Source organism: Streptomyces sp. CBMA156 (assembly GCF_014596515.1).
In the GTDB taxonomy this organism is placed as follows: Bacteria; Actinomycetota; Actinomycetes; order Streptomycetales; family Streptomycetaceae; genus Kitasatospora.
Map to the genome: position 1 here is coordinate 1 of NZ_MSJQ01000410.1, position 13,233 is coordinate 13,233.

Sequence of the window (13,233 nt, forward strand, 5' to 3'; positions counted from 1 at the left end):
GTCCCTGCCGGACGGGACCGAGCTGCTGCTGCGCCCGGCCGGGCCGGACGACCGGGCGGCGGCGCTGGCGATGCACCGCCGCTGCTCCCCCGACGTGCTGCGGCTGCGCTACCACGGCCCGGTCCGCGACGCCGGCCGCTACCTGGACCACCTGCTGGACCCCCGGCACGGCCACAGCCTCGCGGTGGCCGCCCCGGACGGGCGGATCGTCGCGCTCGGGCACCTGATGTGGGACGACGGGGAGGCCGAGCTGGCGCTCCTGGTGGAGGACGCCTGGCAGCGGCGCGGGCTGGGCCTGGCGCTGCTGCGGCGGCTGTCCGCGACGGCCGGGGCGGCCGGCGTCCGGACGGTGTACGCGGTGACGCACAGCACCAACACCGGGCTGATCGCCGCGATGCGGCGGCTGGACGCACCGCTGTACTTCCACACCGAGGACGGCACCCTGGTGATCACCGCCACGCTCGCGACCGGCGATCCGGCCGGCTGCGCCCACCGTCCGGGCCGCTGATCATTTCTTCACCACATCCTTACCGGGGCTGCCCGGGAACCGGCGGTGCCTGCGGAACGTCGTCAGGCGAGAAGGGGCCGGACCCCTGGGGTCGCTCCGTACACCGCCCTCCCTGACAGGCTCTCAGCAGCCCCGGCGAGCACGTCGCAGCAGGCGGCGCGGGGTCCGGATCGTCCGATCGGGCTACGGAGTCGGTAGGCTGATCCCCGTCCCCGCCGCCCGACGGCCCGTTGTCCGGCCTGGGCGGTGCCGCAGCAAGGAGGAACCACTGAGCATGGCAGGCACCGAATCGGAGCCCACAGGCGCACGCGACGCCTCGCTGCCGGCCCGCGCCAAGATCGCGGTCACCGCCGGCCGGGTCGCCGCCGCCGTGTCGCGCAAGGCCGGGCGCGGGAGCGGCTCGGTGATCGGCGGCAAGGTCGCCCTCAAGCTCGACCCCGACCTGCTCGCCACCCTCGCCGACCACCTCGACGTCGTCCTGGTCAGCGCGACCAACGGCAAGACCACCACCACCCGCCTGATCGCCGAGGCGCTGCGCGCCGCCGGCCCGGTGGTCTCCAACGCCCTGGGCGCCAACATGCCGGCGGGCATCACCTCCGCCCTGGCCGGCGGCTCTGACGCCCGCTTCGGCGTGATCGAGGTCGACGAGAAGTACCTGGCGACGGTCGCCCGCGACACCCGTCCCAAGGCCATCGCCCTGCTCAACCTCTCCCGCGACCAGCTCGACCGCGCCGCCGAGACCCGGATGATGGCCGAGAAGTGGCGCGAGGGCCTCCAGAACACCGAGGCCGTGGTCATCGCGAACGCCGACGACCCGCTGGTGACCTGGGCCGCCTCCTCCTGCAAGAAGGTGGTCTGGGTGGCCGCCGGACAGGCCTGGAAGGAGGACGCCTGGTCCTGCCCCGCCTGCGGTGGCGTGATGCAGCGCCCCGGCGACGACTGGTTCTGCCAGGACTGCGGCTTCCGCCGGCCCAACCCGCACTGGGCGCTCCAGGGCACCCACGTGATCGACCCGCAGCGCGGCGCCTGGCCGATCCAGCTCCAGCTGCCCGGCCGCGCCAACCTGGCCAACGCCACCAGCTCGGCAGCCGTCGCCGCCGTGTTCGGCGTCTCGCCGCAGGTCGCGCTGGACCGGATGCGCGCGGTGACCGCCGTCGCCGGCCGCTACGACGTGGTCCAGTACCAGGGCCGGGACATCCGCCTGCTGCTGGCCAAGAACCCGGCCGGCTGGCTGGAGACCTTCTCGCTGATCGACGGCCCGCCCGCCCCGGTGATCCTCTCCGTCAACGCCCTCGACGCCGACGGCACCGACACCTCCTGGCTGTGGGACGTCGACTACGAGCGCCTCGCCGGGCACCCGGTGTTCGTGATGGGCCAGCGCAAGCTGGACCTGGCCGTCCGGCTGGAGGTCGCCGGGCTCCAGTTCCACGTGGTGGACAGCCTGGAGCAGGCCGTCCGGATGGCCCCGCCCGGCCGGATCGAGGCCATCGCCAACTACACCGCCTTCCAGCAGCTGCGGAAGGTCGTGGCCGGCTGATGCCGCGCCCGCAGACCAGTCTTTACGTGACGGAAGGCCTTCGAGGATGAGTGAGAGCAGCCTGCGCGTGGTCTGGGTGTACCCGGACCTGCTCAGCACCTACGGCGACCGGGGCAACGCCCTGGTCGTGGAGCGCCGGGCCCGCCAGCGCCACCTCAACGTGACCCGGATCGACGTCCGCTCCGACCAGGCGATCCCCACCAGTGGTGACATCTACCTGATCGGCGGCGGCGAGGACCGCCCGCAGCGCCTGGCCGCCGAACGGCTGCGCGCCGACAGCGGCCTGGTGCGGGCCTCCCAGAACGGCGCGATCATCTTCGGCGTCTGCGCGGGCTTCCAGATCATGGGCCACGAGTTCATCAACGACCTCGGCGAGCGCGAGCCCGGCCTGGGCCTGCTCGACGTCTGGACCACCCGTGGCGAGGGTGCCCGCTGCGTCGGCGACGTGCTCGCCGACGTCGACCCCCGGCTCGGCCTGCCGCAGCTGACGGGCTTCGAGAACCACCAGGGCGTCACCCACCTCGGCCAGGGCGTCCAGCCCTTCGCCAACGTCACCGTCGGCCGGGGCAACGGCACCGGTGACGGCACCGAGGGCGCCTGGCGGGACACCGTCTTCGGCACCTACCTGCACGGTCCGGTGCTGGCGCGCAACCCCGCCGTGGCCGACATGCTGATCAAGCTGGCGCTGGACGTGAACGCCCTGCCGCCGGCCGACACCACCTGGTACGACGCGCTGCGCGCCGAGCGCATCGCGGCCGCGACGCGCCCCCAGTAGTCCGTCCGGTCGTCCCGGCCGGGTGCCCGCCATGCGGTCATCCGGTCCGCGGACGGCCCGGACGTACCACAATGGGGCTGCCTACTGCACACCCTCCTCGGCAGCAGGCTGCACTTCCACGCGGGGGCGCCGAAGGCGCCGCTCCCGCGTCGGCTCCTGCCCGGCCGGACCAGGGGCCGTATGCTCGACTTCACGGCCGTTTTCGGACGCTCTGTCCGGATCGGCCGGTCCTTCACCCCACGGCCACCTCCCCGCCACCCCGGCGTGGGGGCGCCCCGTTACGGTGACGGCTCGTCGTCCCAGCCTGTAGTCCGGCCGTTCCTCGGTTCTGCTCGGGAGTTGCAAAGCTAATGCGTATCGGAGTGCTGACCAGCGGCGGTGACTGCCCCGGACTGAACGCGGTGATCCGCTCCGTGGTCCACCGGGGGGTGGTCGACCACGGCGACGAGATCATCGGGTTCGAGGACGGGTGGCGCGGGTTCCTCGAGGGCCACCACCGCCCCCTGACCCTGGATTCGGTGAGCGGCATCCTGGCCCAGGGCGGCACCATCCTCGGTTCCTCCCGGGTCCAGCCCAGCCACCTGCGGGACGGCGTCGAGCGGGCCAAGAAGTACTGCTCCGACCTCGGCCTGGACGCGGTCATCCCGATCGGCGGCGAGGGCACCCTCAAGGCCGCCAAGCTGATGAGCGACGCGGGCCTGCCGATCGTCGGCGTGCCGAAGACCATCGACAACGACATCGCCGCCACCGACGTGACCTTCGGCTTCGACACCGCCGTCTCGGTGGCCACCGAGGCGCTGGACCGGCTGAAGACCACCGCCGAGTCGCACCAGCGGGTCATGGTCGTCGAGGTGATGGGCCGGCACACCGGCTGGATCGCGCTGAACGCGGGCATGGCGGCGGGCGCGCACGCCATCGTCGTCCCGGAGCGCCCGTTCCACATCGACAAGCTCACCCAGGTCGTCCGCGAGCGCTTCGACCGCCAGAAGAAGTTCGCGATCGTGGTCTGCGCCGAGGGCGCCAAGCCCGAGCCCGGCACCATGCACTGGGAGGAGGGCACCAAGGACATCTACGGCCACGAGCGGTTCACCGGCATCGCCACCCAGCTCTCCCGCGAGCTGGAGCACCGTCTCGGCAAGGAGGCCCGCCCGGTGATCCTCGGCCACACCCAGCGCGGCGGCACCCCGACCGCCTACGACCGGGTGCTCGCCACCCGCTTCGGCTGGCACGCCGTCGAGGCCGTCCACAAGGGCGCCTTCGGCCACATCACCGCGCTCCAGGGCACCAACATCAACCTGGTGCCGCTGGCCGAGGCGGTCGCCGAGCTGAAGACCGTCCCGCAGGAGCGCTACCTGGAGGCCGAGACGGTCATCTGACCGCCGCCCTCCCCCCAGGCCCCCGGACCGCCCCGCGCGGCCGGGGGCCTGCGCTTTCGCCGGTTCCGGTGGGCACCCCACTGCCCCGCCCGCTAGCGTGGCCGCAGGAGCCGACTGGAAGGACCGGGCATGGAGATCCTCGCGTACGGGGTGCAGGCCGACGAACAGCCGCTGCTGGAGCGGGCCTTCACGGGCCGGCACTCCCTCCGCACCCTGGCCGTGTTCCTCGACCGCGACACCGCTCCGCTCGCCGCCGGCTACCCCGCCGTCAGCAGCAGCGTCAACGCCGTCCTCGACGCCGAGACCCTCGCGGTCCTCGCCGCCGGCGGCACCAAGCTCATCGCCCAGCGCTCCACCGGCTTCAACAACATCGACCTCGACGCCGCCGCCGAGCTCGGCCTCACCATCGCCCGGGTCTCGCACTACAGCCCGTACTCGGTCGCCGAACACGCGTGGGCCCTCGCCCTCGCCGTCAACCGGCGCCTCACCCGCGCCGCCGGCCGCTCGCGCGAGTTCGACTTCCGCCTCGACGGCCTGCTCGGCCGGGACATCCACGGCATGACCGTCGGCGTCATCGGCACCGGCAAGATCGGCGAGTGTTTCGCCCGGATCGCCGCCGGCTTCGGCACCGAACTCCTCGGCTGGGACATCGCCCCCAACCCGGCCTGCCTCGACCTCGGCATGCACTACACCGAACTCCCCGAACTCCTGTCCCGCGCCGACCTGGTGAGCCTGCACGTGCCCCTGCTGCCCGCCACCCACCACCTCATCAACGGCGTCGCCCTCGCCCGCATGAAGGACGACGCGATCCTCATCAACTCCAGCCGCGGCGGCCTCGTCGACAGCGCCGCCCTCGTCGAGACCCTGCGCGCCGGACGCCTCTCCGGCGTCGGCCTCGACGTCTACGAGGAGGAGACCGGCGTCTTCTTCACCGACCGCTCCATCCAGGGCATCACCGACGACACCCTCGCCCGCCTCGTCACCTTCCCCCAGGTCCTCGTCACCAGCCACCAGGCCTACTTCACCCACACCGCCGTCGGCCAGATCATCGACGCCACCGCCCGCAACATCGACGACTTCGCCGCCGGCCGCACCAACGAGAACACCCTCGTCCCGAAGACCTGACCCCGCGAGGAGTCGGCGCGCGCCGACGTTCACGGCGGGGGTCCATCGCCACGATGCCCTACCCGGCGCCATGTGTGACGAATCGTCAGTTCATCGACACCGGCCCGGACGGCCCGACCGGCGGCTACTTCGACGCGGAGGGCCGCCTGCCCTGGTAGACCGCCGACCGCGAGCGGGGGCGGCCGGCCGGCGTCGATGCCGGCCGGCCGCCCCGCGGCGAGGTCCCGGCGGCGTCCGCCCGTCAGGGCCGACGCCGCCGGGCGTCACCAGGCGTCGCCACGCGTCGTCAGGCGAGGTCGAGCAACTGCTCGTAGAATCCGCCGAATCCACGCTCACGGTCGACGAAGTGCAGTTCGAGGATCCAGTGGCACACCTGTCCTCGACGGTCGGTCCCCCGCAACGGGGTGGTGTTCTCCGGAGTGATGTACGAATCCGTCTTCACGCCGTCGTTGACTTCGTGCGGGAACTCCCCGACGAGGTGGCCCGCGTGCCAGATGCCCAGCTCCCAGCCCGCTTCCGCGACGAGCCGCTCGACCTCGGCATGCAGTTCACGACCGGTGACCTCCGGGTGCGCGGCGAAGAACGCCCGGCCCGCGTCGAAGATCCGGGGCAGGTCGCTCAGCAGCCGGTGCTTGCGGGGATCGTCACCGAACACGTACGTCCGGCCGAAGTCCGCCTCGTACTCCTCGAAGATCGGGCCGAAGTCCGCGAAGGCCACGTCGTCCGGGCCGATGACGCGATCCGGCGGATTTTCCTGGTAGGGCGCGAGGGTGTTCGGGCCCGAGCGGATGATCCGCTTGTGCCAGTGCTTGGTCGTACCGAACATCTCGTTCGCCAGGTCCCGGATGCGGTCGCTCACCTCGCGCTCGCCCGCACCCGGCGCCACCAGGCCCCGCGCCTCCACCTCGGCGAACAGCGCCAGGGCCTTCTCCTGCGCCAGGACCAGACCCTCCGCGCGCCGCGCTTCCAGCCCCGCCCGATCCACCTGTTCCACCTGTTCCGCCATCATGCTCCCCATCCCCTCGTGTGCGATTCTTCGGCCCGACCTCGTACGAGGCGTCACTTCCAAATCCGCCGCACCTGCCAGGCGAATGCGTCGAACAGCATCGCATGTGCGAGTAGACGCAAGTCTCCCCGGCCTCGGTGCGGGGCCGGCTGCGGCCGGGTGGGTATCCCCGGACGAACAACGCCCGCACCATCCGTACCCGGCCGGACGGGGCGCCCACTCTCGAAGTACCGCGCGAAACGGGTCCGGGACACCGCCGGCGCCGACGGCGCCCTCTCCCGCGCACGGCCCTAACCGAGCACCTCGCGGTACCAGGCGGCGGCTTCCGGGAGGCGGGCCAGCGGGCCGGGTCCGGGCGGGCAGGCGGTGAGGCGCCAGATCCGCTCGCTGCGGTACCAGTGGTCGCGGGCGATCAGGCCGAACTGGCGCTCGGAGACCCGGCCGGGTACCGCGGCCAGCAGCCGGCGGCACTCCTCCCACGGGACGGCCGGGCCGTCCGGGGCGGGCAGCAGGCCGAGGGCGGCCAGGGCCGCGATCAGGTCGCCGCCACGGACCGGCTCGGGGTGCGAGGCGTGGTGCACGCCCGGCGGGACGGCGTGCCCGTCCAGGGCGAGCACGGTGATCAGCCGGGCCAGGTCGGTGCGGTCCACGACCGAGAGCCGGGCGTTGCCACCCTCCCAGCGGACCGGCACCCGGCGGACCAGTTCGGCCAGCGCCGGCACCACCCAGCGGTCACCGGTCCCGAGGACCAGTCCGGGGCGCAGCACGTGCCCGCCGGCCGCCAGCGCGTGGCGCTCGCCGAGCAGCCGGGTGCGGCTGGCCTCGGACACCGGGGCGGGCGGCACCTCGTCCACCTCGATGCCGGAGTGCGGGCCCTCGCCGTAGACCGCCGCGGTGGAGAGGTGGACGATCCGCCGTACCCCGGCGCGGGTCGCGGCCGCCATCAGCGCGGCGGTGCCCCGGTCGTTCACCGCCTCGCACTCCTCGGTGCCGCCGCCGACCCGGGAGGCGAGGTGCACCAGCACGTCCGCGCCCGCACAGAGCTCCGTGAGCGCCTCCGGGTCGGCGAGGTCGCCGGCCACCCAGGCGGCGCCCGCCCCGGCGTCCTCCGGCGGCTTGCGGGCCAGCGCCCGCACCCGGACGCCGCGCGCCGCGAGGGCCGCCAGCACACCGGTGCCGATGAATCCGGTCGCCCCGGTGAGCGCGACCGCGGGCCCTGTCGCGAGCCGTGCCGCGGGCCCGTGTTCCGTTGCCATCTCCGACTCTCCCTGCCGACCGGACGACCGGGGGGAACCCGGCCGGTCAGTCTAGCCAGGCGGGCCGCCGCTGGGGAGGCACCCGTATGGAGGGGGTGGGGGCACGGCCCGAGGTAAGGCCCACCTAGGCTGTATGTCAAGCAAAACGGGCGAACCGGACCCGCACCAGGGACCACGAGGACGGAAAGCAGGACCCGCCGATGGGCGACGGAATGTCAGGCATGCACCACCACGGCGGGATGACCCAGCTAGGCCCGTTCACCTTGTCCAACCTGTGGACCTGGTCCCCGGACTGGTTCTTCCTGCTCGGCGGTCTGCTCGTCCTGGGGCTGTACGCGGCCGGCGTGGTGCGGCTGTACCGGCGCGGCGACCGCTGGCCGGTCGGCCGGATGGTCGGCTGGGCGGCGGGTGTCGCCAGCATGCTGCTGGTCACCTGCACCGGGCTGAACGACTACGGCATGGCGCTGTTCAGCGCGCACATGATCCAGCACATGGTGCTCTCCATGCTGACGCCGATCCTGCTGCTGCTCGGCGCCCCGATCACGCTGGCGCTGCGGGCGCTGCGCCCGACCGGCAAGGGCCGTCCGCGCGGGCCGCGCGAGCTGCTGGTGGCGCTGCTGCACAGCCGGTACGTCCGGATCATCTCGCACCCGGCGTTCACCATCCCGATGTTCATCGCGAGCCTGTACGGGGTCTACTTCACCCCGCTGTTCGACTTCCTGATGCAGTACCGCCTCGGGCACATCTTCATGATGGTGCACTTCCTGCTCACCGGCCTGACCTTCTTCTGGCCGATCATGGGCGTGGACCCCGGTCCGCACCGCCCCGGCCACGTGATGCGGATCATCGAGCTGTTCATGGGGATGCCGTTCCACGCCTTCTTCGGCGTGGCGGTGATGATGGCCGGCCACCCGCTGGTCACCACCTTCACCGTGGAGGGCGCGCCACCCGGGACGAACCTGCTGGAGGACCAGAAGCTGGCCGGCGGCATCACCTGGGCGTTCGGCGAGATCCCGACCGCGATCGTGCTGATCGCGCTGGTCTACCAGTGGATGGGCTCCGAGCAGCGCCAGGCCCGCCGCCGCGACCGCTCCGAGGAGCGCACCGGCGACGCCGAGCTGGAGGCGTACAACGCCTACCTGGCCTCGCTGCACAAGCGCGACCGGCGCGGCGGCACGGGGACGGTCACGGCCGCCCCGGCCGCCCCGGTCACCGGCGTCGCCCCGGCGGCCGACGTCGGCTGAGTCCGGCGCCCGCCGCGGAACCCCCGTTCCCTGGAACCCTCGTTCCGCCTGCGGAACGGGGGTTCCGCCGTTTCCGGCCCGCACCGGAACGCTCGTTCCGCAGGGGCCGCCGGAACGGCGCCTCCGCCGTACGCGTTCGAACAGACATGCACGTCCTGCTGATCGTCGCCGTCCTGCTCTGCGGGTCCGTCCTGCTCTGGCTGCTCGGCTTCCTCGGCTTGGCGCTGCACCAGCGCCGCCGGTCCGCACCGGTCGGCTCGGACTTCCTGGTGGTCCTGGGCGCCGCGTTGCACGGCTGCGAGCCGGCGCCGCCGCTGGCGGCCCGGCTGGACGCCGCGCTGGAACGTTTCGCCGCCGAGGAGGCCGCCGGATTCGCTCCCCTGGTCCTGGTGACCGGCGGGAAGGGGCCGCACGAGGAGTGCACCGAGGCCGCCACGATGTCCCGCTACCTGATCGCCCGGGGCATCCCGGCCGAACGGATCCGGCGCGAGGAGCGGGCCGTGAACACCGCCGAGAACCTGCGCTTCAGCGCCGCCCTGATGGCCGCCGAGCGCCCCGGCTACCGCTGCACGGTGGTCACCAACGGCTTCCACACCGTCCGCTCCGCCCTCGCCGCCCGCCGGGCCGGCGCCCCCGCCGCCGTGCTCGGCGCGGACGGCCCGCTGGCGCACGGCCCGTACCTCCTGCTGCGCGAGGCCGTCGGCACCGCCCTCGCCCTGTTCGACCGTCCCCGCGCCGCGTCCGGGTCACCCCTGAGCCGGGCCTGAGCCCGCCGCCCGCGCCCGGGCAGCAGCAGGCCCCGGGTCCGCACTCGCGGACCCGGGGCCTGGTGTCAGATCGGCTCGGCCGGCTTTCAGCCGAGGTTGGCGAGCGCCTCGTTGAACGTCTTGGACGGACGCATCACCGCGGCGGCCTTGGCCGGGTCCGGCTGGTAGTAGCCACCGAGGTCGACCGGCGAGCCCTGGACGGCGATCAGCTCGTCCACGATGGCCGTCTCCTGCTCGGTCAGCGTCGCTGCCAGGCCGGCGAAGGCCTGGGCCAGCTCGGCGTCGACGGTCTGCCCGGCCAGCTCCTGGGCCCAGTACATCGCCAGGTAGAAGTGGCTGCCACGGTTGTCGATGCCACCGAGGCGGCGGCTCGGCGACTTGTCCTCGTTGAGGAAGGTGCCGGTGGCGCGGTCCAGGGTGTCGGCCAGCACCTGGGCGCGGGCGTTGCCGGCGCTGGTCGCCAGGTGCTCGAAGCTGGCCGCCAGCGCGAAGAACTCGCCCAGGCTGTCCCAGCGCAGGTAGTTCTCCTTGACCAGCTGCTGGACGTGCTTCGGGGCGGAGCCGCCGGCGCCGGTCTCGAACAGACCGCCGCCCGCCATCAGCGGGACGACCGACAGCATCTTGGCGCTGGTGCCCAGCTCCAGGATCGGGAACAGGTCGGTCAGGTAGTCACGCAGCACGTTGCCGGTCACCGAGATGGTGTTCTCGCCGCGGCGGATGCGCTCCAGCGAGAACTTGGTGGCCTCGACCGGGGACTTGATCTCGATCCGGAGGCCGGTGGTGTCGTGCTCCGGCAGGTACTGCTTGACCTTCCCGATCAGCACCGCGTCGTGGGCGCGGTCCTCGTCCAGCCAGAACACCGCCGGGTCGCCGGTGGCGCGGGCGCGGGTGACGGCCAGCTTGACCCAGTCCTGGATCGGCAGGTCCTTGGTCTGGCAGGCGCGGAAGATGTCGCCCGGCTGGACGGCCTGCTCCAGCACCACGGTGCCCTCGGCGTCGACCAGGCGGACGGTGCCCGCGGCGGCGATCTCGAAGGTCTTGTCGTGCGAGCCGTACTCCTCGGCCTTCTGGGCCATCAGGCCGACGTTCGGCACCGAGCCGATGGTCGCCGGGTCCAGGGCGCCGTGGGCGCGGCAGTCGTCGAGGACGGCCTGGTAGACGCCGGAGTAGCTGCTGTCCGGCAGCACGGCCAGGGTGTCGGCCTCCTTCCCGTCCGGGCCCCACATGTGGCCGGAGGTGCGGATCATGGCCGGCATCGAGGCGTCGACGATGACGTCGCTCGGCACGTGCAGGTTGGTGATCCCCTTGTCGGAGTCGACCATGGCCAGGGCCGGGCCCTCGGCCAGCTCGGCCTCGAAGGAGGCCTTGATCTCGGCGCCCAGGTGCGGCACGCCGTCGAGGCCGGCCAGGATGCCGCCGAGGCCGTTGTTCGGGTTCAGACCGGCGGCGACCAGCACCTCGCCGTACTTCGCGAAGGTCTTCGGGAAGAAGGCGCGGACCACGTGGCCGAAGACGATCGGGTCGGAGACCTTCATCATGGTGGCCTTGAGGTGCACCGAGAACAGCACGCCCTCGGCCTTGGCACGGGCGACCTGCGCGGCCAGGAACTCGTTCAGGGCGGCGACGCGCAGCACCGAGGCGTCGACGACCTCGCCGGCCAGCACCGGCACCTTCTCGCGCAGCACGGTGGTGGTGCCGTCCTCGCCGAGCAGCTCGATGCGCAGGGCACCGGCGGCGGCGATCACGGCGGACTTCTCGGTGGACCGGAAGTCGTTCTCGCCCATGGTGGCGACGTTGGTCTTCGAGTCCGCCGTCCAGGCACCCATGCGGTGCGGGTGGTTCTTGGCGTAGTTCTTGACCGACTGCGGGGCCCGGCGGTCCGAGTTGCCCTCGCGCAGGACCGGGTTGACGGCGCTGCCCTTGATCTTGTCGTAACGGACGCGGACGTCCTCGTCCTCGTCGGTCCGCGGGTCGTCCGGGTAGTCCGGCAGGGCGTAGCCCTGGGCCTGGAGCTCGGCGATCGCGGCCTTGAGCTGCGGCACCGAGGCCGAGACGTTCGGCAGCTTGATGATGTTGGCACCCGGGGTCTTGGCCAGCTCACCCAGCTCGGCCAGGGCGTCGCCGATCCGCTGCGCCTCGGTGAGACGCTCCGGGAAGCTCGCGATGATCCGCCCGGCCAGGGAGATGTCACGGGTCTCCACCCGCACGCCCGCGGTCGAGGCGTACGCCTGGACCACCGGCAGGAACGAGTAGGTCGCCAGGGCCGGAGCCTCGTCGGTGTGCGTATAGATGATGGTCGAGTCAGTCATCGGTACTCCGCTTCGCGTCTCCAACGTCTTGACGTCAAGATATCTCGTCCCGGGGCCCCAGCTCCACCTCCCCCCGGTTCCGAACGCACTCCGGTCCCTTCCGGGGACGCTCCGGCGGGCCGGACGGGGGCGGTTCCCGCCGTCATCCGAGCCGGACGAGGGGGCGGACTCCACGGTCGTCCGGGTCGGGGGGCGGGGCAAACGGAGCGTTCGGCCGGTGGTTTGGTCCACTCGGGTGAGCCGGACGTCAGGAGTGCGTCAACGCACCGCCCCATTCGGTCAATGCCGCGTCAGGACAGGCGACGCCGGGGCCGGGCCGCCCTAGCGTCGAGGCAGTAGTTCCGGCAGGCACCACCACCCCACCCGGGAGCATCCGCATGGCCCGCGACGTCTGGCACGTACCGGTCTCCACCTCCGGCACCGGAAGCACCACGGCACTCCGCCTGTTCCGTCTGCGCGACGGCCGCCGCTGCGCGGTCGGATTCTCCAGCCCGGAGGGCCTCGCCGCCCTCCTCGGGCCCGACCAGGCGTACACCGAACTCGGCGAGCCCGCCCTGCGCGGCCTCATCGCCCCGCTGGGGATCGACACCCTGGTGCTGGACCCGAGGCTGGTCGCCCCGTCCGTCGCCACCCCGCCCGTCACCACCCCGTCCGTCACCGCCCCTGCCGCGCCGCCCGTCCCGCCCCTGACCCCGGCGACCCAGCTCCAGCGCCGGTGAGCGCCCCGCTCCGGCTCGTCCCGGGCGGTCCCTGCCCGGCGCCGCGGCCGGCCCGGTCGCTGCACGCGATCGCCCGGATCAGCCACGGCCCGGTCCCGCTCGACTTCGACCGCCTCGCGGCGGAGTTCCCGGCCGTCCAGAGCGGCCTGGCCCTGGCCGGCGAGGCCGACCTCGAACTGCGTCTGGCCTGCACAGGACCCGAGGAGTTACGGGCGGTCTCCGCCGCCCTGCACCGCGCGGGCGCCGCCAGGGTGCGCATCGACCTCGTGCTGCGCGCCCTCACCCCTGCGCCGGTCACCCTGCGGCCGGTGCCGTGACCGGCGCCGGTACGGTCCGCGGGCCCCGCTCCCCTCGGCGAACCGGGCGAGGGGCGGGGCACCGGGGTTTCCGGCCGCTCACTCCTCCCCTGGGCGCGGATCCGGGTTGACCGCCTGGCCGTCGACGGGCTGCCCCCAGCTGTCGTCCCCGAGCGCGTCGACGCAGTAGCCGCTGCCCTCGACGTGCCCGCCCGCGCCCCGGCACTGGTCGGCGGTGACGTCCCGGCGCCCGCTCGCCGCCGCCGGGCCGGCGGCGGCGACCACGGCCCCGGCGACGGTGGTGAGCAGGAGGAC

13 protein-coding genes are annotated in these 13,233 nt (G+C 73.1%); 9 read left to right on the forward strand and 4 right to left on the reverse strand.

Annotation, left to right across the window (positions count from 1 at the left end; all coding sequences use genetic code 11):
• The 5 genes from BU198_RS36485 to BU198_RS36505 all read left to right on the forward strand — a co-directional run.
• Positions 1-508, forward strand: a 508-nt coding sequence (locus tag BU198_RS36485; protein WP_188301100.1) for a GNAT family N-acetyltransferase, incomplete at its 5' end; no start/stop codon positions are given.
• 274 nt (positions 509-782) lie between these two features.
• Positions 783-2,045 (forward strand): MurT ligase domain-containing protein, encoded by a 1,263-nt coding sequence (locus BU198_RS36490; protein WP_188301101.1) that lies wholly within the window; start codon positions 783-785, stop codon positions 2,043-2,045.
• A gap of 46 nt (positions 2,046-2,091) precedes the next feature.
• A complete protein-coding gene (locus BU198_RS36495; RefSeq protein WP_188301102.1) occupies positions 2,092-2,820 on the forward strand; it encodes a type 1 glutamine amidotransferase in 729 nt (242 codons plus the stop codon).
• 350 nt (positions 2,821-3,170) lie between these two features.
• Positions 3,171-4,196, forward strand: a complete 1,026-nt coding sequence (locus BU198_RS36500; RefSeq protein WP_188301103.1) for a 6-phosphofructokinase — start codon at positions 3,171-3,173, stop codon at positions 4,194-4,196.
• 129 nt (positions 4,197-4,325) lie between these two features.
• Entirely contained in the window at positions 4,326-5,321 is a 996-nt protein-coding gene (locus BU198_RS36505) for a 2-hydroxyacid dehydrogenase (protein WP_188301104.1), read from the forward strand.
• Positions 5,322-5,607: 286 nt separating this feature from the next.
• Here BU198_RS36505 and BU198_RS36510 read toward each other — a convergent pair whose 3' ends face one another.
• On the reverse strand, positions 5,608-6,330 hold the full coding sequence (locus BU198_RS36510) for a M24 family metallopeptidase (protein ID WP_411293277.1): 723 nt from the start codon (positions 6,328-6,330) through the stop codon (positions 5,608-5,610).
• A 287-nt stretch (positions 6,331-6,617) separates the two neighbouring features.
• Complete coding sequence (locus BU198_RS36515) at positions 6,618-7,583, reverse strand: NAD-dependent epimerase/dehydratase family protein (RefSeq protein ID WP_188301105.1); 966 nt, start codon at positions 7,581-7,583, stop codon at positions 6,618-6,620.
• A gap of 221 nt (positions 7,584-7,804) precedes the next feature.
• On the opposite strand from BU198_RS36515, the gene BU198_RS36520 reads away from it, so the two are divergent.
• Complete coding sequence (locus BU198_RS36520; RefSeq protein ID WP_188301106.1) at positions 7,805-8,827, forward strand: cytochrome c oxidase assembly protein; 1,023 nt, start codon at positions 7,805-7,807, stop codon at positions 8,825-8,827.
• Between the two features lie 146 nt (positions 8,828-8,973).
• Positions 8,974-9,594 (forward strand): YdcF family protein, encoded by a 621-nt coding sequence (locus BU198_RS36525; RefSeq protein ID WP_188301107.1) that lies wholly within the window; start codon positions 8,974-8,976, stop codon positions 9,592-9,594.
• A gap of 86 nt (positions 9,595-9,680) precedes the next feature.
• On the opposite strand, the gene BU198_RS36530 is transcribed toward BU198_RS36525, so the two are convergent.
• A complete protein-coding gene (locus BU198_RS36530; protein ID WP_188301108.1) occupies positions 9,681-11,903 on the reverse strand; it encodes an NADP-dependent isocitrate dehydrogenase in 2,223 nt (740 codons plus the stop codon).
• 377 nt (positions 11,904-12,280) lie between these two features.
• On the opposite strand from BU198_RS36530, the gene BU198_RS36535 reads away from it, so the two are divergent.
• Together BU198_RS36535 and BU198_RS36540 are read left to right on the forward strand one after the other, a co-directional pair.
• Positions 12,281-12,622 (forward strand): SAV_915 family protein, encoded by a 342-nt coding sequence (locus tag BU198_RS36535; RefSeq protein WP_188301109.1) that lies wholly within the window; start codon positions 12,281-12,283, stop codon positions 12,620-12,622.
• Positions 12,619-12,939: a hypothetical protein gene (locus BU198_RS36540; protein ID WP_188301110.1), complete on the forward strand. Its 321-nt coding sequence runs from the start codon at positions 12,619-12,621 to the stop codon at positions 12,937-12,939. Before BU198_RS36535 ends, BU198_RS36540 begins: the two co-directional genes overlap by 4 nt.
• Before the next feature lie 78 nt (positions 12,940-13,017).
• Here BU198_RS36540 and BU198_RS36545 read toward each other — a convergent pair.
• Positions 13,018-13,233: hypothetical protein (locus tag BU198_RS36545; RefSeq protein WP_188301111.1), on the reverse strand; the 216-nt coding region annotated here is incomplete at its 5' end.